Origin of the sequence: Citrobacter telavivensis (assembly GCA_009363175.1) — a bacterium.
Taxonomy (GTDB): domain Bacteria; phylum Pseudomonadota; class Gammaproteobacteria; order Enterobacterales; family Enterobacteriaceae; genus Citrobacter_A; species Citrobacter_A telavivensis.
In genome coordinates this window covers 4,483,430-4,505,930 of the sequence record CP045205.1, presented here as the reverse complement: position 1 = coordinate 4,505,930, position 22,501 = coordinate 4,483,430, and the positions used below count along the sequence as shown (strand labels likewise).

General features: G+C 54.3%; 19 protein-coding genes. 11 read left to right on the top strand and 8 right to left on the bottom strand.

Annotation, left to right across the window (positions count from 1 at the left end; translation table 11 throughout):
- The first annotated feature begins 234 nt into the window (after positions 1-234).
- The 3 genes from brnQ (at position 235) to malZ (ending at position 4,961) form a co-directional block, all read left to right on the top strand.
- Positions 235-1,554 carry a branched-chain amino acid transporter carrier protein BrnQ gene (brnQ, locus tag GBC03_24010; protein QFS73048.1) on the top strand — a complete coding sequence of 440 codons (1,320 nt, stop codon included), beginning with the start codon at positions 235-237 and terminating at the stop codon, positions 1,552-1,554.
- Between the two features lie 78 nt (positions 1,555-1,632).
- On the top strand, positions 1,633-3,006 hold the full coding sequence (proY, locus tag GBC03_24005) for a proline-specific permease ProY (GenBank protein ID QFS73047.1): 1,374 nt from the start codon (positions 1,633-1,635) through the stop codon (positions 3,004-3,006).
- 137 nt (positions 3,007-3,143) lie between these two features.
- The gene (gene malZ, locus GBC03_24000; GenBank protein ID QFS73046.1) at positions 3,144-4,961 is read left to right on the top strand and encodes a maltodextrin glucosidase; all 1,818 of its coding nucleotides are present in this window, start codon (positions 3,144-3,146) and stop codon (positions 4,959-4,961) included.
- Here the strand turns inward: malZ and GBC03_23995 are convergent.
- Positions 4,955-5,857, bottom strand: a complete 903-nt coding sequence (locus GBC03_23995; GenBank protein ID QFS73045.1) for a LysR family transcriptional regulator — start codon at positions 5,855-5,857, stop codon at positions 4,955-4,957. The genes malZ and GBC03_23995 overlap by 7 nt on opposite strands.
- A 268-nt stretch (positions 5,858-6,125) precedes the next feature.
- Here GBC03_23995 and GBC03_23990 point away from each other — a divergent pair, with 268 nt between their 5' ends.
- From GBC03_23990 to GBC03_23970, 5 genes are all read left to right on the top strand, one after another.
- Positions 6,126-6,767, top strand: coding sequence for an isochorismatase family protein (locus GBC03_23990; GenBank protein ID QFS73044.1), 642 nt, complete (start codon positions 6,126-6,128; stop codon positions 6,765-6,767).
- Positions 6,768-6,949: 182 nt separating this feature from the next.
- Positions 6,950-7,495, top strand: a complete 546-nt coding sequence (locus tag GBC03_23985; GenBank protein QFS73043.1) for an antibiotic biosynthesis monooxygenase — start codon at positions 6,950-6,952, stop codon at positions 7,493-7,495.
- A 21-nt stretch (positions 7,496-7,516) separates the two neighbouring features.
- A complete protein-coding gene (locus GBC03_23980; GenBank protein ID QFS73042.1) occupies positions 7,517-9,385 on the top strand; it encodes an amidohydrolase family protein in 1,869 nt (622 codons plus the stop codon).
- Between the two features lie 136 nt (positions 9,386-9,521).
- Positions 9,522-12,200, top strand: a complete 2,679-nt coding sequence (locus tag GBC03_23975; protein ID QFS73041.1) for a DUF2339 domain-containing protein — start codon at positions 9,522-9,524, stop codon at positions 12,198-12,200.
- Complete coding sequence (locus GBC03_23970; GenBank protein ID QFS73040.1) at positions 12,197-13,591, top strand: DUF3999 family protein; 1,395 nt, start codon at positions 12,197-12,199, stop codon at positions 13,589-13,591. The genes GBC03_23975 and GBC03_23970 overlap by 4 nt, the downstream gene beginning before the upstream one ends.
- Before the next feature lie 105 nt (positions 13,592-13,696).
- Here the strand turns inward: GBC03_23970 and fba are convergent, their stop codons facing one another.
- The 7 genes from fba to acpH all read right to left on the bottom strand — a co-directional run bounded on the left by fba (position 13,697) and on the right by acpH (position 19,661).
- Entirely contained in the window at positions 13,697-14,557 is an 861-nt protein-coding gene (gene fba / locus GBC03_23965) for a class II fructose-1,6-bisphosphate aldolase (protein ID QFS73039.1), read from the bottom strand.
- Between the two features lie 29 nt (positions 14,558-14,586).
- The gene (locus GBC03_23960) at positions 14,587-15,549 is read right to left on the bottom strand and encodes a kinase (GenBank protein QFS73038.1); all 963 of its coding nucleotides are present in this window, start codon (positions 15,547-15,549) and stop codon (positions 14,587-14,589) included.
- A 66-nt stretch (positions 15,550-15,615) separates the two neighbouring features.
- Positions 15,616-17,007 carry a PTS ascorbate transporter subunit IIC gene (locus GBC03_23955; protein QFS73037.1) on the bottom strand — a complete coding sequence of 464 codons (1,392 nt, stop codon included), beginning with the start codon at positions 17,005-17,007 and terminating at the stop codon, positions 15,616-15,618.
- Positions 17,008-17,027: 20 nt separating this feature from the next.
- Positions 17,028-17,315 carry a PTS mannose transporter subunit IIA gene (locus tag GBC03_23950; GenBank protein ID QFS73036.1) on the bottom strand — a complete coding sequence of 96 codons (288 nt, stop codon included), beginning with the start codon at positions 17,313-17,315 and terminating at the stop codon, positions 17,028-17,030.
- A gap of 5 nt (positions 17,316-17,320) precedes the next feature.
- Entirely contained in the window at positions 17,321-17,764 is a 444-nt protein-coding gene (locus tag GBC03_23945; protein ID QFS74115.1) for a PTS sugar transporter subunit IIA, read from the bottom strand.
- A gap of 461 nt (positions 17,765-18,225) precedes the next feature.
- Positions 18,226-18,828 carry a peroxiredoxin C gene (locus GBC03_23940; GenBank protein ID QFS73035.1) on the bottom strand — a complete coding sequence of 201 codons (603 nt, stop codon included), beginning with the start codon at positions 18,826-18,828 and terminating at the stop codon, positions 18,226-18,228.
- A 251-nt stretch (positions 18,829-19,079) separates the two neighbouring features.
- Positions 19,080-19,661, bottom strand: a complete 582-nt coding sequence (acpH, locus tag GBC03_23935) for an ACP phosphodiesterase (protein QFS73034.1) — start codon at positions 19,659-19,661, stop codon at positions 19,080-19,082.
- A gap of 211 nt (positions 19,662-19,872) precedes the next feature.
- On the opposite strand from acpH, the gene queA reads away from it, so the two are divergent.
- The 3 genes from queA to yajC are packed head-to-tail and all read left to right on the top strand — an operon-like array spanning position 19,873 to position 22,480.
- Positions 19,873-20,943 carry a tRNA preQ1(34) S-adenosylmethionine ribosyltransferase-isomerase QueA gene (gene queA, locus GBC03_23930; GenBank protein QFS73033.1) on the top strand — a complete coding sequence of 357 codons (1,071 nt, stop codon included), beginning with the start codon at positions 19,873-19,875 and terminating at the stop codon, positions 20,941-20,943.
- A 54-nt stretch (positions 20,944-20,997) separates the two neighbouring features.
- The gene (tgt, locus tag GBC03_23925; GenBank protein ID QFS73032.1) at positions 20,998-22,125 is read left to right on the top strand and encodes a tRNA guanosine(34) transglycosylase Tgt; all 1,128 of its coding nucleotides are present in this window, start codon (positions 20,998-21,000) and stop codon (positions 22,123-22,125) included.
- A gap of 22 nt (positions 22,126-22,147) precedes the next feature.
- The gene (gene yajC / locus GBC03_23920) at positions 22,148-22,480 is read left to right on the top strand and encodes a preprotein translocase subunit YajC (GenBank protein ID QFS73031.1); all 333 of its coding nucleotides are present in this window, start codon (positions 22,148-22,150) and stop codon (positions 22,478-22,480) included.
- The last annotated feature ends 21 nt before the right edge of the window (positions 22,481-22,501 follow it).

Sequence of the window (22,501 nt, the reverse complement as noted above, 5' to 3'; positions counted from 1 at the left end):
ATAATCTTCCAGTTTTTAGATCCCTCCTTGCTTTAAAACGTTATAAGCGTTTAAATTGCGCCCCAGATGCTGTCAGACTGACTGCATTCAGGCGGTAAATCGAAAAACTATTCTTCGCAGTCCCAGCCCAGGAGCATATCCCGCTGGAATTGCTTAAAAAAACCGCTGTTTCTTCCCACAGGGAAAGACATTACGTTAATTTAATCAACACCACATCCACAGGCCGTAAGCTTTATGACCCATCAGTTAAAATCGCGCGATATTATTGCGCTGGGCTTTATGACTTTTGCGCTGTTCGTCGGCGCAGGGAACATCATCTTTCCTCCAATGGTTGGTTTGCAGGCTGGCGAAAACGTCTGGATGGCGGCTGTCGGCTTTTTGATCACGGCCGTGGGGCTACCGGTGCTGACGGTTGTCGCGCTGGCGAAAGTCGGTGGTGGTGTTGACAGTCTGAGCACGCCTATCGGCAAAGTGGCTGGCGTTCTGCTGGCGACCGTCTGCTATCTGGCCGTCGGTCCGTTATTCGCTACGCCGCGCACCGCAACGGTCTCTTTTGAAGTGGGCATTGCCCCACTGACCGGCGACTCGACTCTGCCGCTGTTTATCTACAGCGTAGTCTATTTTTCAATTGTAATTCTGGTGTCGCTGTATCCGGGTAAACTGCTGGATACCGTGGGGAACTTCCTGGCGCCGCTGAAGATTCTGGCGTTGATTGTGCTTTCCGTTGCGGCAATCATCTGGCCTGCTGGCCCGATCAGTCATGCGATGGAAGCTTATCAGACGGCGGCATTTTCCAATGGCTTCGTTAACGGCTACCTGACGATGGATACGCTGGGCGCGATGGTCTTTGGTATCGTTATTGTTAACGCGGCGCGCTCTCGCGGTGTGACCGAAGCGCGTCTGCTGACCCGCTATACCGTCTGGGCGGGACTGATGGCGGGCGTCGGATTAACGCTGCTGTACCTGGCGCTGTTCCGCCTCGGGTCAGACAGCGCTACGCTGGTCGATCAGTCGGCGAACGGCGCAGCGATTCTGCACGCTTATGTCCAGCACACCTTTGGCGGTGCGGGTAGCCTGCTGCTGGCGGCGCTGATCTTTATCGCCTGTCTGGTGACGGCGGTCGGCCTGACCTGCGCCTGTGCAGAGTTCTTCGCTCAGTATGTGCCGCTGTCTTACCGCACGCTGGTGTTCATTCTTGGTGGGTTCTCGATGGTGGTTTCCAACCTGGGGCTCAGCCATCTGATCCAGATCTCTATTCCGGTGCTGACGGCGATTTATCCCCCGTGTATCGCACTCGTTGTGTTAAGTTTTACCCGCTCATGGTGGCATAATTCGACCCGCGTCATTGCACCGGCAATGTTTATCAGCCTGATTTTTGGTATCCTTGATGGTATTAAAGCATCGGCAATCGGCGACGTGTTACCGGCCTGGACCCAGCGCTTACCGCTGGCGGAACAAGGTCTGGCGTGGTTAATGCCCACTGTTGTGATGGTGGTCCTGGCGGTTGTCTGGGATCGCGCGGCGGGTCGGCAGGTGACCTCCAGCGCACACTAAGATTGCGGAAAATCTGTTTTAACCACGGGGCTATTACTGGCCCCGTGGTTTTTTATTGTGTTGATGGGTTAGGAATCGATGGAAAGTAATAACAAGCTGAAGCGTGGGCTAAGCACCCGACACATTCGCTTTATGGCCCTGGGCTCAGCAATCGGCACCGGGCTGTTTTATGGCTCTGCGGACGCCATCAAAATGGCCGGGCCGAGCGTGCTGCTGGCCTACATTATCGGCGGGGTGGCGGCCTATATCATTATGCGCGCGTTGGGGGAAATGTCCGTACACAATCCCTCTGCCAGTTCATTTTCACGCTATGCGCAGGAAAACCTCGGCCCACTCGCGGGTTACATTACCGGCTGGACCTACTGCTTTGAAATTCTGATTGTCGCCATTGCCGATGTGACCGCATTCGGTATCTATATGGGCGTCTGGTTTCCGACGGTTCCGCACTGGATCTGGGTGCTTAGCGTGGTGCTGATCATCTGCGCCATCAACCTGATGAGCGTAAAAGTGTTTGGCGAACTGGAGTTCTGGTTCTCCTTCTTTAAAGTCGCCACCATCATCATCATGATTGTGGCCGGCTTCGGCATCATCATCTGGGGGATTGGCAACGGCGGACAACCGACCGGGATCCATAACCTGTGGAGCAACGGTGGTTTCTTCAGCAATGGCTGGCTGGGGATGGTGATGTCGCTACAGATGGTGATGTTCGCCTACGGCGGTATTGAAATCATCGGTATCACCGCCGGGGAAGCGAAGGACCCGGAGAAATCCATTCCGCGCGCCATTAACTCGGTGCCGATGCGTATTCTGGTGTTCTACGTGGGGACGCTGTTCGTCATTATGTCTATCTACCCGTGGAATCAGGTGGGAACCGACGGCAGCCCGTTTGTGCTGACCTTTCAGCATCTTGGCATTACGTTTGCTGCCAGCATTCTCAACTTTGTGGTGCTCACCGCGTCACTATCGGCGATCAACTCTGACGTCTTTGGCGTCGGTCGCATGTTGCACGGGATGGCAGAGCAGGGCAGTGCGCCAAAAGTGTTCGCTAAAACCTCGCGCCGGGGGATCCCATGGGTCACCGTGATGGTGATGACTATCGCCCTGCTGTTCGCGGTGTATCTGAACTACATCATGCCGGAAAACGTCTTCCTGGTGATTGCGTCGCTGGCGACCTTCGCGACGGTGTGGGTGTGGATTATGATCCTGCTGTCGCAAATTGCTTTCCGTCGTCGTCTGCCGCCGGAAGAGGTGAAGGCGCTGAAGTTTAAAGTGCCGGGCGGTGTGGCAACGACCATTGTGGGCCTGATTTTCCTCGTATTTATCATTGGGCTGATTGGCTATCATCCGGACACCCGCATTTCGCTGTACGTTGGCTGTGGCTGGATTGTTCTGCTGATGATTGGCTGGATGTTCAAGCGCCGTCGTGACCGTCAGGTCGCCGAAGCGCAGTAATGTTGTGCCGGGTGGCATGAATGCCATCCGGTCATTTCTCCTCCCCCGAACTCCTCCCCCAATAAACCTTCAGATGATGAGTTATCCTGTAAATCGCTATGGCAAGGTGAGCTCATTTTCATCAAAGGGGATACGTGATGTTGAACGCCTGGCACCTACCGGTTGCCCCATTTGTTAAGCAAAACAAAGACCAACTGACCATTACGCTCTGGTTGACGGGGGAGAACCTGCCGCAGCGCGTTACGCTACGTGCGGAAAATGACAACGAAGAAACCGCGCTGGCGATGCACAAACTGCGCACGCCGCCGTCTCCGGGCGTGACCGCCTGGCGTGCGGCGATCGATCTTCGCAGCGGACAGCCGCGTCGACGCTACAGCTTCAAGCTGCTCTGGCTCGATCGTCAGCTGTGGTTCACGCCGCAAGGGTTCAGCCGCTTTCCACCTGCCCGTCTGGAGCAATTTGCCGTGGATGCGCCGGACAGTGGACCGCAGTGGGTTGCCGATCAGGTTTTCTACCAGATCTTTCCTGACCGTTTTGCTCGTAGTTCGTCACGCGACGCCCAGCAGGATAAGGTCTATTACCATCACGCGGCCGGGCAGGAGATTGTGCTGCGAGAGTGGGACGAACCGTTGACCGCGCAGGCCGGCGGATCCACGTTTTATGGCGGCGATCTCGACGGTATCAGCGAAAAGTTGCCGTATCTGAAAAAGCTGGGCGTCACCGCGCTGTACCTGAACCCGGTATTCACCGCCCCGAGCGTGCATAAATATGATACCGAGGATTACCGTCACGTTGACCCGCAGTTTGGCGGCGACCCGGCGCTGATGCGACTGCGGCTGAAAACGCAACAGCAGGGGATGCGCCTGGTGCTGGACGGCGTGTTTAACCACAGCGGTGATTCCCACGCGTGGTTCGATCGTCATCATCGTGGCTCTGGCGGCGCGTGCCACCATCCGGATTCCCCCTGGCGCGACTGGTACAGCTTCTCGCCGGACGGCGTCGCGCTGGACTGGCTGGGCTACCCCAGTCTGCCGAAGCTGGATTATCAGTCCGAAAGTCTGGTCAATGAAATGTATCGCGGTGAAGACAGCATCGTTCGTCACTGGTTGAAAGCGCCGTGGAACATGGACGGCTGGCGTCTTGACGTCGTGCATATGCTGGGAGAAGCGGGCGGCGCGCGTAATAACCTTCAGCACGTCGCGGGGATCGCCCAGGCGGCAAAGGAAACGCAGCCGGAAGCTTACGTCTTTGGTGAACACTTTGGCGATGCGCGACAGTGGCTACAGGCGGATGCTGAAGATGCCGCCATGAACTACCGTGGCTTCACCTTCCCGCTATGGGGCTTTCTTGCCAATACCGATATCTCTTACGATCCCCAGCAGATTGACGCGCAAACCTGTATGGCGTGGATGGATAACTACCGCGCCGGTCTCTCTCATCAACAGCAGTTGCGGATGTTCAATCAGCTCGACAGCCACGATACCGCGCGTTTCAAATCGCTGTTGGGCAAAGATGCCGCCCGCCTGCCGCTGGCGGTAGTCTGGCTATTTAGCTGGCCCGGTGTGCCCTGTATCTATTACGGTGATGAGGTGGGGCTGGATGGCGATAACGATCCGTTCTGCCGCAAGACGTTTCCCTGGCAGGCGGAAAAACAGGATGCCGCATTGCTTGCCCTGTATCAGCGGATGGCGAAGTTGAGACATCGCATCCCGGCGCTGCGTTACGGCGGATGTCAGGTTATCTATGCAGAAGATAACGTGGTGGTGTTTTTGCGCGTCTACCAGCAGCAGCGCGTGCTGGTGGCCATTAACCGCGGCGAGGCCTGTGAAGTGGTGCTCCCGGCCTCACCGCTGCTGAACGTGACAGAATGGGGCTGTAAAGAAGGGAAAGGGCAGTTGTCTGACGACATACTGACGCTGCCGGCCATTTCCGCCACGCTCTGGCTGAATCACTGATACAGCCGCGCGATGTCGTGGCTGGCAAGCAGCGTTTCCCGCCACCAACGATGCGCCAGCCCGTTTCGCCCATCGCGCCATGCCATATAGGCGACATCTTTTTCACGAAAAGAGATGACGCTTTTTTCGACCAGTTCGCCCGTGGCAAGCCACGGGCTGGCGATATGCCGCGGCAGAAACCCGCAGCCCATCCCGGCGCGCAGTAGCGCCACTTTGCTGTGAAAATCATCGACATGAATCTGCGGCTGTTCTTCCATCAGGTTGGTTTGTATCGGGTGGCAAAAGCGTGCGCTGTCGCTAATGACAATGGCGCGGTGCAGGCAGAGTTGTTCATTCGTCAATTTGTCAGAGATTGCGGCCAACGGATGATCGGGCGCCACCACAAAGACATTATCCAGAGTGCCTAACATTTTGTAGGACCACGCGGCGGAGGTCGGCGGTTCGTTAATCGCGCCAAGAATGATATCCGCGCCATTATGCGTTAACTCTTCCCATGACCCTGCCAGCGTGTGGTACGAAAATTTAAGCTGCGTCTGTTTGTTCTGCGCGTGAAAGGCGTCGATGAGGGGTAACAGCACCTCAAAGGGAAAGGAGACATCCAGCGCAATGACCAGCTCTTTCTCCCAGCCGGAGCTCAACTGCAGCGCCTGCTTTTCCAGATCTTTTGCCGCACTGAGCAGCAAGCGCCCCTTTTCCAGCATCATCAGCCCGGTATCGGTGAATTTGGCCCGATGCCCGGAGCGGTCAAGCAGTTCGATGTTCAGGTCTTTTTCCAGCTTCTGAATCATATAGCTGAGTGCTGCAGGCGTTTTAAACAACGATTCGGCTGCGGCGGCAAAAGTACCGTATTTGTCGATGGCGTCCAGGATAAGCAGAACGTCCAGATTTATGCGCATGGCTGAAAATATCCCTGAAAGTAAACCCCTCTGTTGTACCGAATGGCGAGAAACAAAACCAGTGAAGAAATTAGATGGAAGATGCGCATTTTTTTGAAAGTGTAAAGATATATCGTCCGGACAAGGCTTATTTCACACGACGGTAAGTTTTCTTTAATAAGTTGTTAGAAATTTCCAACTATACTAAACAGGCTTTCTGATTCAGGATTTGATGGTTGACGACAGATACAAACATTAATTTCTAACTGATTAATTAAGGAAGTATATTATGTCTATTCGGGAACTGATTAATCCATCAAACTCGACGCTCATTTTTATTGACCATCAGCCGCAAATGGCATTTGGGGTGGCTAATATTGATCGCCAGACGTTGAAAAATAATACCGTTGCGTTGGCGAAGGCAGGCAAAATATTTAATGTGCCGGTCATTTATACTTCAGTCGAAACAAAAAGTTTTAGTGGTTACATCTGGCCTGAGTTACTGGCTGTGCACCCGGATGTGAAACCTATCGAACGTACCTCCATGAACTCCTGGGAAGACGCGGCATTTGTGAAAGCCGTGGCGGCGACCGGACGTAAAAAACTGATTATCTCTGCGCTATGGACCGAAGTGTGCCTGACCTTCCCGGCGCTGATGGCGCTGGAAGCCGGTTACGAAGTGTATGTCGTAACAGACACTTCCGGCGGCACCTCTGTTGATGCGCATGAACGCGCCATCGACCGTATGGTGCAGGCCGGTGCCGTACCGGTGACCTGGCAGCAGGTTCTGCTGGAGTACCAGCGTGACTGGTCGCGTAAAGAGACCTATGACGCGGTGATGAGTCTGGTTCGTGAACACAGCGGCGCCTACGGTATGGGCGTGGATTATGCCTACACCATGGTACATGGCGCACCGGAACGCAAAGCATAAATACACTTCATCCTTCACGCTGCCTCTTTGTTGGCTTTGTTTGCGCACCCCGGTCACTCACTTATGTGAGCTCCCGAGGATGCGCAACCTTGCCGCCTCGACGCATCATGAATGATTTTGTGTAGTGAACGTATGGCTTATGGCGGGGCAACCCGTCATTAACCTTCAGCAAGGAATCTGTCATGGCGCAAAATACACATGTGACGTTGGTGATTACGCATACGCTGCAGCCTGACCAGGCAGCGCGCTATGAGCTATGGCTAGGGAAAATTATGCCCATTGCCGCCTCGTTTCCCGGTCATCTCGGGGCGAATGTGATTCGTCCGACGGACGGGCAAAATCTGTGGAACATCATTATTCGTTTCGACACGCTTGAGCATCTCTACAACTGGACGCAGTCGGATACGCGGCGACTTCTGGTCGAGGAGATAGCCCCGCTGCTGGCGGAAGGCGATAAAACCGAGATCCACACCGAAGCGGCGTTCTGGTTTACGCCTCCCGCCCCGCATGTTCGTCAACCGCTGCGCTGGAAGCAGTTTCTGATCACCCTGTTGGTTATCTTCCCCAGCACCAATCTGGTGCCGTGGCTGACCGGCATGCTATTGCCCTCGCTGAAGGGAACGCTGTTACTGCATCTGATTAACGATGCCTGTGTGGTTGCGCTGGTGGTCTGGTTGTGGATGCCCATCGTGACCCGTTTGTTTGCCGGCTGGCTGAAAAAAGCCTGATCGGTTCGTCAGGAGAGTGTTATGTCTCAAACTGCCTCATTGATTCTGACCCACGGAAAAATACATACCCTCGACAGTCACAGCCCACAGGCTGACGCCGTGGCCATCAAGGATGGAAAAATTCTCGCCACGGGAACGCACGATCAGGTAATGCGTTTTGCCGCTGACGGTACGCAGGTGGTTGATCTGAAAGGTCACACTGTGATTCCGGGACTTAATGATTCCCACCTGCATCTGATCCGTGGTGGGTTGAATTACAACCTTGAGCTGCGCTGGGAAGGCGTACCGTCCGTGGCCGATGCGCTGCGTATGCTGAAAGAACAGGCTGACCGCACCCCGTCGCCGCAGTGGGTTCGCGTGGTGGGTGGCTGGAGCGAATTTCAGTTTGCCGAACGACGGATGCCGACGCTGGAAGAGCTCAATGACGCCGCGCCGGATACCCCCGTTTTCGTTCTGCATCTGTACGATCGCGCGCTGTTAAACCGCGCGGCGCTGAAAGCCGTGGGATACACCAAAGCAACGCCCGATCCGGCGGGCGGCGAGATCGTCCGCGATGGCAACGGTAATCCCACCGGGATGCTGATCGCCAAACCGAATGCCATGATCCTTTATTCGACGCTGGCCAAAGGGCCGAAGCTACCGCTGGAGATGCAGGTGAACTCCACCCGCCAGTTTATGCGCGAACTGAATCGTCTCGGGCTGACCAGCGCCATTGACGCAGGCGGTGGTTTTCAGAACTACCCGGAAGATTACGAGATCATCGAGCAGTTGCATGCTAATCACCAGATGACGGTGCGTATTGCCTATAACCTGTTTACTCAGCGACCGAAGCAGGAACTGGACGATTTCGAACGCTGGACCGATATGCTCAAGCCGGGCCAGGGAACCGATTTCTATCGTGCGAACGGTGCCGGTGAGATGCTGGTCTTCTCCGCCGCGGACTTCGAAGATTTCCTGCAACCGCGCCCGGATTTGCCGGAAGGGATGGAGGATGAGCTGGAGCGCGTAGTGCGCCATCTGGTGGAACACCGCTGGCCATTCCGTCTGCATGCCACTTACGATGAGTCCATCAGCCGGATGCTGGATGTGTTCGAGAAAGTGAACCGTGATATTCCGTTCAATGGCCTGCACTGGTTCTTCGATCACGCCGAAACCATCAGCGAGCGCAATATCGATCGCGTGAAAGCGCTGGGCGGCGGCATTGCGGTACAGCATCGCATGGCGTTCCAGGGCGAATATTTTATCGACCGCTACGGGAAAGAGGCCGTGAAACATACGCCGCCGGTGGCGAAAATGCTGGCCGCCGGAGTGCCGGTGGGGCTTGGAACCGATGCCACTCGCGTCGCCAGCTATAACCCGTGGATGGCGCTGTACTGGCTGGTTTCCGGGCGGACGGTCGGCGGGATGGCGATGTATGACGACAACAACCGTCTGCCGCGCGACGTGGCGCTGGAACTGTGGACGGCAGGAAGCGCGTGGTTTTCCAGCGAGCAGGGTAAAAAAGGGCGCATTGCCAAAGATCAACTGGCCGACCTGGTGGTGCTGTCAAAAGACTACTTCAGCGTGCCGGAAGAGGAGATCAAAGGCATTGAGTCGGTGATGACGGTTGTCGATGGCAAAGTGGTGTATGCCGCCGGTCAGTTCACGCCGCTGGCGCCGCCGTCGATTCCGGTCGTACCGGACTGGTCTCCGGTAGTGAACGTTCCGGGACACTACCGCCCGGCACCGCCGACCGCGGCGAAAGTGGGCGCGGTGGTGCAGATGCACCAGTGCTGCGGTAGCTGTGGCGTGCACGGCCATCAGCATGATATCGCCCGTCAGTCGGGGATCCCGGTGTCTGACGATCGCGCCTTCTGGGGCGCACTCGGCTGCTCGTGCTTCGCGTTTTAATCCTGTCTTACGGCCTCTGCTTATGTGCAGAGGCTGAATATATTGTCTGAAAAGGGGTTCACTCTGCTAACAGATATGGCGCAAATGCAACAATTTATGTCATTCTGGACTGTCCTAATACAGTGAAGGTGGATACATGGACGACCTTTTAATCCTTGGCTGCGTCTTTTTGTTCTTCGCGCTGGTGGTGGTGCCGATCCTGTCGATTGTCGCTTTCAATCGCAGTTCGGCGATGCGCGGTGAGCTTGCCCGGTTACGCCAACGGGTCGAAGACCTGGAACAACGCGGCGTCGTTGCGCCCGCGATAACACCGACGGCAGCGGTTCAGCCCGCAGAGACGGTCATGGAGGCTAAACCGGCCCCGATCCCGGTGGCGGTGCCAGAACCCAAACCGAAGCCGACTCCCGCTAACCCCTGGCGCTCGCATACGCCGCAGGACGCGGCAATCGCCGAGACTATTGTCGAAGCAGAGACTATCGTCGAAAAAGCATCCCCTGAAGCGGGCGTGCAACCTTCTGCCTTTGGCGGCGTGATGTCGTCGCTGGTGCGCTGGTTTATGCAGGGCAACCCGCTGGCAAAACTGGGGATCCTGCTTCTCTTCCTCGGCCTCTCTTTCCTGCTGCGCTATACGGTTGAGCACTCCCTGTTCCCGCTTGAACTGCGCCTGGTTGCGGCGGCGCTGTTTGCGATTGTCCTGCTGGCGATAGGCTGGCGTCTGCGGCATAAACAGCCGGTCTATGCCCTCATTTTGCAGGGCGGGGCAACGGGCGCGCTCTACCTCACCGTCTTTGGCGCGTTTCGCCTCTGGCAGATGCTGCCAATGACGCTGGCCTTTGTGCTGCTGGTGGTCATCTGCGCGGCGAGCGTTGGGCTGGCGATTTTGCAAAAAGCGCTCAGTCTGGCGATGCTGGCGAGCCTCGGTGGCTATCTTGCGCCATTACTGCTTTCGACGGGAAGCGGCAACTACGTGGCGCTGTTCTCCTTTTATCTGTTGCTGTCGGTCGGCATTCTGGCGATCAGCGTCTGGCAACACTGGCGTGAGCTTAATCTGCTCGGGCTGATCTTTACCTTCGGCGTGGGCGGTCTCTGGGGGCTGAATGACTATCAGCCGGCGTTTTACCTGAACTGCCAGCTGTTCCTGATTGCCAATATTCTGCTTTTTGGCGTGCTGAGCGTGGCGCTGTCGCTGCGCTCGCAGGCGAAGGGCAAACAGATTATTGATGGAGTGCTGCTGTTTGCGCCGCCGCTCATTGGTTTTGGCATGCAGTACGCCATCACTCGCCATTGGGAATATGGTCCGGCGCTCAGCGCGCTGGGCTACGGCGGTTTTTATCTGGTGCTGTCATGGCTGGCATTACGCCGCTATCCGTCACTGGGGCGTCCGCTGGTGCTGGCCGCGCTGGCGCTGGGCGGCGCGTTTACCACCCTTGCTATCCCGCTGGCGCTGTCGGCGCAGTGGACGGCCATGGCCTGGGCGCTGGAAGGATTGGGGATTTTGTGGCTGGGTGTGCAACAGCAGCAGCGCCGCATGAGTTACAGCGGCACCGCGCTGCTGGTGCTGGCGCTCGGCAGCGCACTGTGGGCGCAGGCGAACAACACTACTGCGCTTTCGCTGATGCTTATCTTTGCCGTACTCAGCGTCTGCTGGTTGGCGGGTGCGTGGCTGTGGCGCAAGATTGATCTGCGCGGCAGCATGGGACTGCTGGCGGGGGGCGTGATCTTCTGGATCGTGGCGCTCGTTGGCGCAGCGCAGTGGCTGTTGACCACCGATTCGCAGGTGATGGCGGGCGTGCTGGCGCTGATGGCCGTGTCGGTCTGGTGCTGGCGATTTGCCGCCGCGCGCCTGACGTGGCAGGCACTGGATGTCAGCAAATGGCTCCTGTGGCCGATGATGCTGGTGGCTCTGCTGTATCAGATTTCCCAGCAGCAGATTTTTGCCGCAGGCTGGCAGAATCTGGCCTGGTGTCTGGCATTACCGGCTGCGGTGGCGTTGCTCTGGCGCGATGCTGAGGCGTTACCACCGCGTCTTTCCAGACTGGTGCATCTCTCGTTCTTCTGGACAATTCTGTTTGCGCTGTCGGCGGAACTGTTCTGGTTTGCCCGCGATCTACCGTGGGGAATGGCAGCCTGGGGAAGCGGTGTAGCAATGGCGGCCGGCGGGGGACTGATTTTCCTCGTCGCGATGGCCGTTCGTCGTCAGTTCTGGCCGTTCCGGGTCTGGCCCGCGTTGTATGCCTGTCAGGCGCTGATTCCCGTCGCAGCAACGCTGGCCGGTCTGTTAGTGTTGACGAATTTGCAGGACGGCGTGGTCTATCGTCAGACATATCTGCCGCTGATCAACCCGCTGGAAGAAGGGGCGGCTTTTGCGCTGCTGGGATTGATGGTGTTTTATCGCGCTTCCCTGCGCTTTTTCCCGGTGCAACTCTCGGTATGTCGCCCATGGCCTGTGGTTGCGCTGATGGCCCTCGGCTTCTGGTGGCTGAATGGTATGCTGCTGCGCGCGTTGGCCTGGTATGGCGACGTGGCGTGGAGCATGGAATCACTGTGGGATTCACGGCTGATTCAGACCTGCTTTGCTCTGTTCTGGATGCTGGTTGCACTGGTGGTGATGCTGCGCGCGACCCGCTATCGCTCTCGTCGCGAATGGCTGTGCGGGGCGGTATTGTTAGGGATTGTGATTGTGAAACTGATGCTGGTGGACAGCGCGGGCGGCGGTGGCCTGGCGCGTGCGGTCGCGTTTATCGGTGTGGCTATACTGGTGCTCATTGTCGGGTATTTTTCACCGTTACCGCCCAAAGCTGGAGAAGAAAAATGAAATGGATGAAAGCGGTATTATGTAGCGTGCTGCTGGGCGTAGCAGGAACCGCCGTCAGTAGTGATGACGTGACGGAGTCCCCGATGGATTACGCGACGGGCGTTATGCTGGAAACCCTCGGCGCATCGCCGTGGTATCGCGTGTCACTCCCGCAAACCGTGTATCAGGGGACCGCCTGGCCGGATTTACGCGATGTTCGTGTCTTTAACCATGCCGGCGAGACGGTGCCGTTTACGCTGGTGGCGCAGAAAACCCAGCCCGTTACGCCGCAAACGGTCGCATTGCGCCTTTTTCCTCTGGATATGTCACCCGTCCCGCCGCATGAGGAGGGGAGACGTAATGGGGAATCTTTTGTCTTACGCTCGAAGACAGGCATTGAAATTCACCTGGAAAGTGATGACGTTAAGACCGTCGGACAGAGCTATTTACTGATGCTGCCGGAGGAGATGGAAGACAGTTTTTCCCTGGAGCAATTGCGTCTGAACTGGAATACCCCGACGGGCAACTGGCAGGGGAAAGCCTCGGTCTATGTCAGTCGTGATCTACGCTACTGGCGGACCGTGCAGGAAGAGGCGCCGTTGATGGAGCTGACGCGTGATAACGATCGGCTGAAAATGGACACCATTGGCACCAGCCTGACGCTTTCTGCCAATGGCAATCGCTACCTGCTGGTGATCCTCGACTCGCAAAGCCCGGCGCTGACGATAAACAGCGTGAGCGCTATTGCCGAAAGCAGAGAACCGGAATCCGCACGTATCGAGATCGGCGCGCAAGAAGAGAAGGTGTCAAATGACGAAGCGGTCTGGCACTGGGCGCAGCCGCAGCCGCTGACCTCGCTCAGAATCGATCTGGACGATGAAGGGGTTTTACCAGTAGCGCTGTCATGGCGTAGCGCTGAAAAAGCGCCCTGGCAACCGCTGACAAAAACCGTGCTTTACCGCCTGAACGGCAAGCGTTCGGAGGATATTCGTCTTTCCGGTCAGTTGGTTGAGGCCGTTCGGATGACGACCATTAACGCCCGCCTGCCGGAGAGAATGCCTGCGTTGAGTGGGGCGCGAGACAGCTATCAGCTAGTGTTCAATACGCAGGGGAAAGGGCCTTACATGCTGGCCTGGGGAAATCGGGCTGCGCAAAAGGCGGACATTGGTCTTGATCTGCTGATCCCGGCATCGCTGCGTAAAACGCAGGAAATTGACTCTCTGCCGGGGGCTGTGCCCCAGGGGGATGTTGCACTCGGCGGCGAGGCGCGACTGACGGCAACGTCGGCCGCTGAGCAGCAAAGCCAGTGGAAAACGGTGCTCGTGTGGGGGGCGCTGATACTCGGCGTCGCCGTGCTGGCGCTCATGGCGTGGCGCATCTGGCGGGAAGTCAAAAAGGATGGCACGCAGTAAGTCGTTAAAAGGCTCGTCATGGCGAGCCCATCATCAGCCCGCCCCGGCGGTGACCGGCGGCGGGTTTCTTCCTGACGGGACGTCAGTCTATAACGCAACACGTGTCTAATAGCGGTTTTGCGAGCCAAAAAGCTCGATGCGCCGCGCAATCATCTCCCGTACCGGTTTCAGCCCCTGATTGATCACTTTACGCGGATCATTCACGTCGTGACCGGTATCGGCGGCAAATATCGCTTTCACTTCCTGGCACCAGGCGTACATATTTTCGGTATTGACGTTAATTTTTGCTGTACCGCAGGCAATGGCTTTACGCATGTCGTCGTCGGCAATACCGGTGCCGCCATGCAATACCAGAGGCACTTGTACCAGCCCGGAAATGGTTTTCATCTCCGTAAACCCCAGTTTAGCTTTGCCTTTATACAGCCCATGGGTTGAACCCAGCGCGGCGGCCAGACAATCAACCTGGGTTTCTTTGACCAGGGTGTAGCACTCCTGGGGATCGGCGTAAATCACCTCGGAATTGACAATACCGTCTTCGCTGCCGGCGATGGTGCCGAGTTCAGCCTCAACCGAAACACCTTTGCTGTGGGCCAGTTCCACCAGATGACGGGTGATGGCCAGGTTCTCGTTAAACGGCAGATGCGAACCATCAAACATAATGGAACTGAATCCAGCGTCGATAGCCGCTTCGCAAGCTTCGCGGGTGGTCCCATGATCCAGGTGCAGGGCGACCGGAATATCAATGTTTAAATAATCTATCGCATTAACCACGATGTCATGAATACATTTTAATCCCAGCATATGTTTAACCGTACCACCGGAAACACCTAAAATAACCGGAGAGCGCAGCTGTTGTCCGGTGCTTAATACGGCACCGACCCATTCAAGATTATTGATATTGAATTGCCCTACGGCATAACCGTCCCGTAGGGCATGCTGAAGCATGTCCTTCATAGAAACTAACATAATCACCTCTTGATATTAATTAAAAGCAATCACTCGCCATAATATTGCTTTAAGTTTCTTTCGTAGCTATTTAACGAGTTGTGGACAACGGCAAGGTCCGGCATTGATTCGCGTACGCCTTTTTTTTCTATTGAAATTGCGGCAGTCAGGCTGGCAAATAAAATAATATTATCAATATGCCATGAGTAATGAACACCGTAGGTAAAGGCTCCGTGGAATACATCTCCTGCCCCCGTGGTATCAACGGCGTTGCACAGCCAGGCAGGTACAATTTGCAGCATCCCATTTTTTAATAGTGCACAACCCTTTTCCCCGAGCGTAATAAATGCTTCCCCGCGACAAATTTTATTTAACTCGATAAGTGCTGCTTTAATTTCCGCTTCGGTACTCAGCGCGTGGTATCCCATATAGTCACGGGCAAAATGCTCGCTGACCACAAAGTAATCGGTCCAGGCCGCGAGTTTAATATTACTGTCACGCAATGAACCGCCATCCATAACCACTCGCGCCGAGGGGAGTTTCTTAATTAAATACTCACTGATTTCTGCTTCATGACCATCAATTAATAGCGTTACTGGCTCTTCTGATGCAATCAACCGTTCAGCCAGATCGTCAAGCTTGAGCTTCTGGTCATAGGTTAGTGACGGTGGCGTCTGCATTTTACGGGTAATAATCGTCCGCGACCCCGTTAAACGGTTCACCAACACCGATGCCAGCGGCGTGATCATTTCATCTGAGAAGACGACCTGGCTGGTATCGACGCCCGCTTCAGCAAACTCATCGATAATACGCCGGCCGTAAAGGTCCTGGTTCAGATGACCGATGTAATAAACATCTTCGCCCCATAATCCCAGTAGCCACGCTGCGTTTGCTGCCGGACCGCCGCCACTTTCAATAAAGTCATGGCAGAAATTCTTTGTATTTTCCTGCGGCCATTCGTTCAAAAAGAAAAACTGATCAAAACATGAAAACCCAATGGACAAGATAGCCATAACAACTCCTGATTATTTTGTCAGCTGCGGGAAGAGATCCCTTCCCGCAGGGAAAAATGAAACTGCTTATTCATTTTTCTTATCCGCAGTGAGCTCCTCATAGCTGAGTGTGTCACCGACCACGCGAACCGAACGGAAGCAGAATGGCACCAGCAGTGCGATGATAAGCGCCAGACAAATCAGATAGATAGTGATCTGTCCAAACTGGGTGAAGGCGTTACCGATAATAATTCCCCACACCGCGAAGTCAAAGTCAGCGAAGGTGCTGTTTTCAAAACCCAGGTTACCCAGGGCCGGAAGCAGCATGGCTGGCAGGAATGCAAGGAATATGCCGCCGATAAAGGAAGCGATGATGCAGCCGCGTTTACCGCCAAGCTTGTCGGCGAATACCCCGGAAGTCCCGCCGCAGAAGAAGTGCGGGACCATGCCCGGAATAATCAGCGCCATCCCCAGTCCGCCCAGCATGAGCATACCGACCAGACCGCCAACGAATGAGCTGATAAAGCCCACGACGACTGCGGTTGGGCTAAAGGTGAAGAAGACCGCGCAGTCAACGGCAGGGATCGAGTCAGGTATCAGCTTCTGGCTAATCCCCTGGAATGCCGGAACCAGATCGCCGAGGATCAGTCGCACGCCGTTGTAGACGATGGCGACGCCAACCGCGAACTGCAGACCGGTAAGGATAGAGAAGATCAACATGTTCTGGTCCGTTATCGTACGTAGATATTCAGTGCCGGCGACGGCGCTGCATACAAAGTAGATAATGAACATCACAATCCCGGTAGTAACCGTGGTATCGCGCAGAAAGCCCCACTTTTCTGAGATTTCAGTATCAGCGAATGAGTTTGCCGGGTTACCGGTTTTCGTGGCGATCCAGGCGGAGATGTAATAGCCCAGGGAGCCAAAGTGCCCCATCGCAATACCACCGTCTTCAGTCACCTGTTTGGTATACCGCTGACCGATTGCCGGGGAAATGGCAGACCATGAGCCGAGCAGGAAACCACCAATTAACACCAACATCCAGCCGCGGAATTCTGCTGCCTGTAGTACCGCAGAGAACAGACACGCCAGAAAGAAAGAGTGGTGGCCGGTCAAAAAGATATATTTGTATTTAGTACAGCGAGCAATAATGAGGTTAAAAATAAAGCCTAACAGCAAAATGCTCATGGTTTCCACACCCAGCACCTTCTGCGCGACGGAAACAATGGCCTCGTTGTTGGGGATAACGCCGCGAATATTAAATCCGGCTTCGATAATTCCGCCAAGCGGGTTCAGGTTGGCAACGATAACACCAGCACCTGCACTTAACATTAAATACCCTAAAATAGGCTTTAAGGTACCGGTGAGCAATTTATTCCCCGGGGAGCGCAGCGCCACTAAACCGACAAATGCGATAATCCCCATCAGGAATGCGGGTTGGCTAAATATTTCTGATAAGAAACTAAGAATAGCCTGCATGATCGTTCCCTCAATAATGATTAAGAGTGAGTTGCAGCAATTTTGGTGAGTGCTTCGGTAATATCTTCAGCAATTTTCGCTTTGTGCACGTAGCTACGAATAATGGCGACGTTACAGTGCGCAGGAAACTGGTTTGCCAGCTCTTTGATCGTGACATAAAGATCGGCTTTTTCTCCTACGGCGTTTGCGAAATCAACGGAAGCAACGTCGGCTTTGATGCCTAATTCATCACATATTTTTTTGACATTATTCGCAGCCATTAATGAACTGCCAATACCGTTACCACAAACCGTTCTGATAACTAACATAATGACTACTCCATTTGTTTTTGGATGAAATGTAATACTGAATTAATGTCATTCTCCTGTTGAAGAAAGGTCACGATATCGGACTCAATCAGCGAGGCTATCAGTTGGATCATTCTTATATGACTATCGGCATCCGCGCCAGCGATGGCGATGATGACATAAACCGGATCAAACTCCTCATGACCAAAGGCGATCGGTTGTTGACTGGTGACTAAAGAAAATCCGGTTAGCAATGCGCCTTTTTCTGGCCGGGCATGGGGCATCGCCAGGCCTGAGTCGATAACAATGGCGGAACCGAAATCCCGGTAGACCTTAACCATTTCACCGACATATTCCGGGCGACAAATATTTTGCCGGACCAGTAACGAGCCCGCCAATTCGATAGCCTGTTCGGGGCTGGAAATATTCTGCTTAAGCGTAATCAGTCCAGGGTTAAAAATAATGTCCATCATCCGATCCTTAATGCGTTCATATTTCTGAACTCGATCATGGCCAAATATATCAACAAAAATTATGGGTCAGATCACATATGGATTTTTAAATGTTGAAGTCGATCACACCAGAGGAATGTTGGAATTATTTTATCGACAAACGGATTATTTTTTATATTGTTTTATATCAATGAGTTGCGTTGATTTCTTTTCTCGCGGAAGAAACGGAAAGTAAAGATAAGCCGTCAAATGTCTGAATTTAAAATGAAGTAATGTGGCCTTAATCACAAATAATGAGGTGTTTTTTTCACAAAGTTTGAACGAGTTGGCAAAAAACAGGCCGAATGGCGATTTTAGTCATTTACGATATCAATATTTGTAGGACGATGGGTTAAAAAGGTGTTGCGAGAAGGTAAGGCCTGGCGGTCAGAAAACAAAAAAGGCTCGCCGTGGCGAGCCTTTTCTTTAATTCATATCGATTACAGGTTGGAGACGTTTTCGGTCAGGTATTTTGCAACGCCGTCCGGAGACGCGTTCATACCTTCTTTACCTTTTTCCCACTGTGCCGGGCAAACTTCGCCGTGCTCTTCGTGGAACTGCAGCGCATCAACCATACGCAGCATTTCGTCGATGTTACGACCCAGCGGCAGGTCGTTAACGACCTGGTGGCGAACCACGCCGTTTGCGTCGATCAGGAAAGAACCACGCAGCGCAACGCCCGCTTCCGGGTGCTCGATGCCGTAGGCTTTCTGAATTTCACGCTTAACGTCAGCAACCATTGCGTATTTCACTGCACCGATGCCGCCTTTGTCGACAGGGGTGTTACGCCATGCGTTGTGGACGAATTCGGAGTCAAAAGAAACGCCAACCACTTCAACGCCGCGCTTCTGGAATTCTTCGTAACGTTTGTCGAACGCGATCAGTTCAGACGGGCAAACGAAAGTGAAGTCCATTGGCCAGAAGAACAGAACGGTCGTTTTGCCGTTGGTGTGCTGTTTGAAATTGAAGTTTTCAACAATCTCACCGCTACCGAGTACCGCAGCTGCTGTGAAATCCGGAGCCTGACGAGTCACCAGTACCATATTATTCTCCTGCAAAGTTAAGGGGTTTTGGAACGCAACGCGGGCCAGTATAGAAGGTGATGGCGAATAAGACAAAGAGGCGCTGACAATCGTTCAGTGAGCTTTTGCCTATCAATCTGGCCTCTCTACACAAAATCATTCAAGTTGCATCAAGGCGGCAAGTCTGAGAACCCCCAGGAGCTTACTCAAGTAAGTGACGGGGGTGAGCCGACGCAGCCAACGCAGAGGCGGTTTGAAGGATGACGTGTAAATTAAAGCTGCTTGTTTTTCGCCTGCTCCATCATGCGCGGATAAAACTGCCAGAAGCGCGCTTCCAGGGCATCGTAGTGGGTATCCAGGTCGTACCAGGAGTCGCGAAGGGCATCAAGGCGGGGGCGGCGACTGGCCATCCCATTAAGGACATCCTGTATGAAGTCCATATCACGGTAACGCTCCAGCCACTTTTCCGACCACAGGTAGTTATTCAGATTCACAAAACGCGGGGGCGACTCCGGCAGTATAATCTCGACCTGGGCATGGGCGTAACGCACAAAAGCCTGTAAGGGGAAGTCCGGGGAGAGTTGCGCCCAGTGGCGTGAGAGAAAATGATCCCACATCACGTCGAGCGTGATGGGTGCGACGCGACGCGTTTCGCTGCGAAACCATTCGCGCGCCTCGCGGACCTCCGGCAGGTTGTCGGTCATCACATCGATTCGACGATGCATAAAAATACCGTCCACCACATCAGGCGCAAAGTTCGATTGCGGATTTCCCCGCACAAAATCGGCCAGCAGATTGCCGGAAAGTGAGCTGTCAGCGAGATGTGCAAGATGTAGGTGAGCTAGAAAATTCATAATACTCGTCATACTTCAGGTTGCAGGTGTGTTGGCTTCCTTCGTTCTTCCCGGTCACTTAGTTTACTAAGCTCCCGGGCATTCTCTCAGTTGCCGCCTTCCTGCAACATGAATTATTTAGAGTATTATAACTCTACTGCGGGGTAAAGGTTGCAGGGAGAGCGCCCCGGCACTAGACTACCCGCCTCTTATTTTAGTCCGAGTCAGTGTCATGCGCGTTACCGATTTTTCCTTTGAATTACCCGAATCCCTGATTGCCCACTACCCACAGCCGGAACGCAGTAGCTGCCGTTTGCTGTCGCTGGACGGGCCGACGGGCGCGCTGACGCATGGTACTTTCACCGATCTGCTCGATAAGCTCAACCCTGGCGATCTGCTGGTCTTTAATAATACCCGTGTGATCCCGGCACGTCTGTTTGGTCGTAAAGCCAGCGGCGGCAAGATTGAAGTCCTCGTTGAGCGCATGCTGGATGATAAACGTATCCTCGCGCATATTCGCGCCTCCAAAGCGCCGAAACCGGGCGCAGAACTCCTGCTTGGCGATGATGAAAGTATCAATGCGACGATGACGGCCCGCCACGGCGCGCTGTTTGAAGTCGAATTTAACGACGCGCGTCCGGTTCTGGATATTCTCAATGCTATCGGTCATATGCCGCTGCCGCCGTACATCGACCGTCCGGATGAAGACGCCGACCGTGAGCTTTACCAGACGGTGTACAGCGAAAAACCCGGCGCCGTAGCCGCGCCGACCGCAGGCCTGCACTTTGACGAACCGCTGCTGGACAAACTGCGCGAGAAAGGCGTTGAGATGGCGTTTGTGACGCTGCACGTCGGCGCGGGGACGTTCCAGCCGGTGCGTGTGGATACCATTGAAGACCACATCATGCACTCTGAGTATGCGGAAGTGCCGCAAGAGGTGGTGGACGCGGTGCTGGCGGCGAAAGCGCGCGGAAATCGGGTGATTGCGGTGGGCACAACCTCGGTACGTTCTCTGGAGAGCGCAGCGCAGGCGGCAAAGAACGCGCTCATTGAACCGTTCTTTGGCGACACACAGATCTTCATCTACCCAGGTTATCAATACAACGTGATTGATGCATTGGTGACCAACTTCCATTTGCCTGAGTCGACATTGATTATGCTGGTCTCGGCGTTTGCTGGTTATCAGCATACGATGAATGCCTACAAGGCGGCGGTAGAACAAAATTATCGCTTTTTTAGCTACGGAGACGCGATGTTTATCACGTACAATCCGCAAGCTTTGAATGAACGCGTTGGGGAATAAATCCGCAGCGCTGGTTGACACGTTGGACTGTTTTTCTGACGTACTGGAGAAAAAATGAAATTCGAACTGGATACCACCGACGGACGTGCCCGCCGTGGCCGCCTGGTGTTTGATCGTGGCGTAGTGGAAACGCCTGCTTTTATGCCCGTAGGGACCTACGGCACCGTTAAAGGCATGACGCCGGAAGAAGTTGAAGCGACCGGCGCGCAAATTATCCTCGGTAATACCTTCCATCTCTGGCTGCGTCCTGGTCAGGAGATCATGAAACTGCACGGCGATCTGCATGACTTTATGCAGTGGAAAGGCCCGATTCTGACCGACTCCGGTGGTTTCCAGGTCTTCAGCCTGGGTGATATTCGTAAGATAACCGAACAGGGCGTGCACTTCCGCAACCCGATCAACGGCGATCCGATTTTCCTCGATCCAGAAAAGTCGATGGAGATTCAGTACGATCTCGGTTCCGATATTGTCATGATTTTTGACGAATGCACGCCGTACCCGGCGGACTGGGACTATGCTAAACGATCGATGGAGATGTCACTGCGCTGGGCGAAGCGTAGCCGCGACCGTTTTGACGGCCTGGGCAATAAAAATGCGCTTTTCGGCATCATTCAGGGCAGCGTTTACGAAGATTTACGTGATATCTCGGTGAAAGGTCTGGTAGAGATTGGCTTTGATGGCTACGCTGTCGGCGGTTTGGCTGTGGGCGAGCCCAAAGAGGACATGCACCGTATTCTGGAGCATGTTTGCCCACAAATTCCGGCAGATAAACCGCGTTACCTGATGGGCGTCGGTAAACCAGAAGATCTGGTTGAAGGCGTGCGTCGCGGCATCGACATGTTTGACTGTGTGATGCCAACCCGCAATGCCCGTAATGGTCACCTGTTCGTGACGGATGGCGTGGTGAAAATTCGCAATGCGAAGTATAAGAGCGATACCGGCCCACTCGATGCTGAGTGTGATTGCTACACCTGTCGCAATTATTCACGTGCCTACTTGCATCATCTTGATCGTTGCAACGAAATATTGGGCGCGCGACTCAACACGATTCATAACCTGCGTTACTACCAGCGTTTGATGGCGGGTTTACGCAAGGCTATTGAAGAGGGTAAATTAGAGAGCTTCGTGACCGAGTTTTACCAACGTCAGGGTCGACCGGTTCCACCTTTGAACGTTGATTAATTTTAATAATGAGGGAATTTGAATGAGCTTTTTTATTTCTGATGCGGTAGCGGCAACAGGTGCTCCGGCGCAGGGCAGCCCGATGTCTCTGATTCTGATGCTGGTGGTGTTTGGTCTGATTTTCTATTTCATGATCCTGCGCCCACAGCAGAAGCGCACCAAAGAGCATAAAAATCTGATGGCCTCCATCGCGAAAGGTGATGAAGTCCTGACTAACGGTGGCCTGGTAGGTCGAGTAACCAAAGTTGCAGAATCTGGTTACATCGCTATCGCACTGAACGATACCACTGAAGTGGTTATCAAGCGTGACTTCGTAGCTGCCGTTCTGCCGAAAGGCACCATGAAGGCGCTGTAATAGTAACTTTTCCCTAAGGGA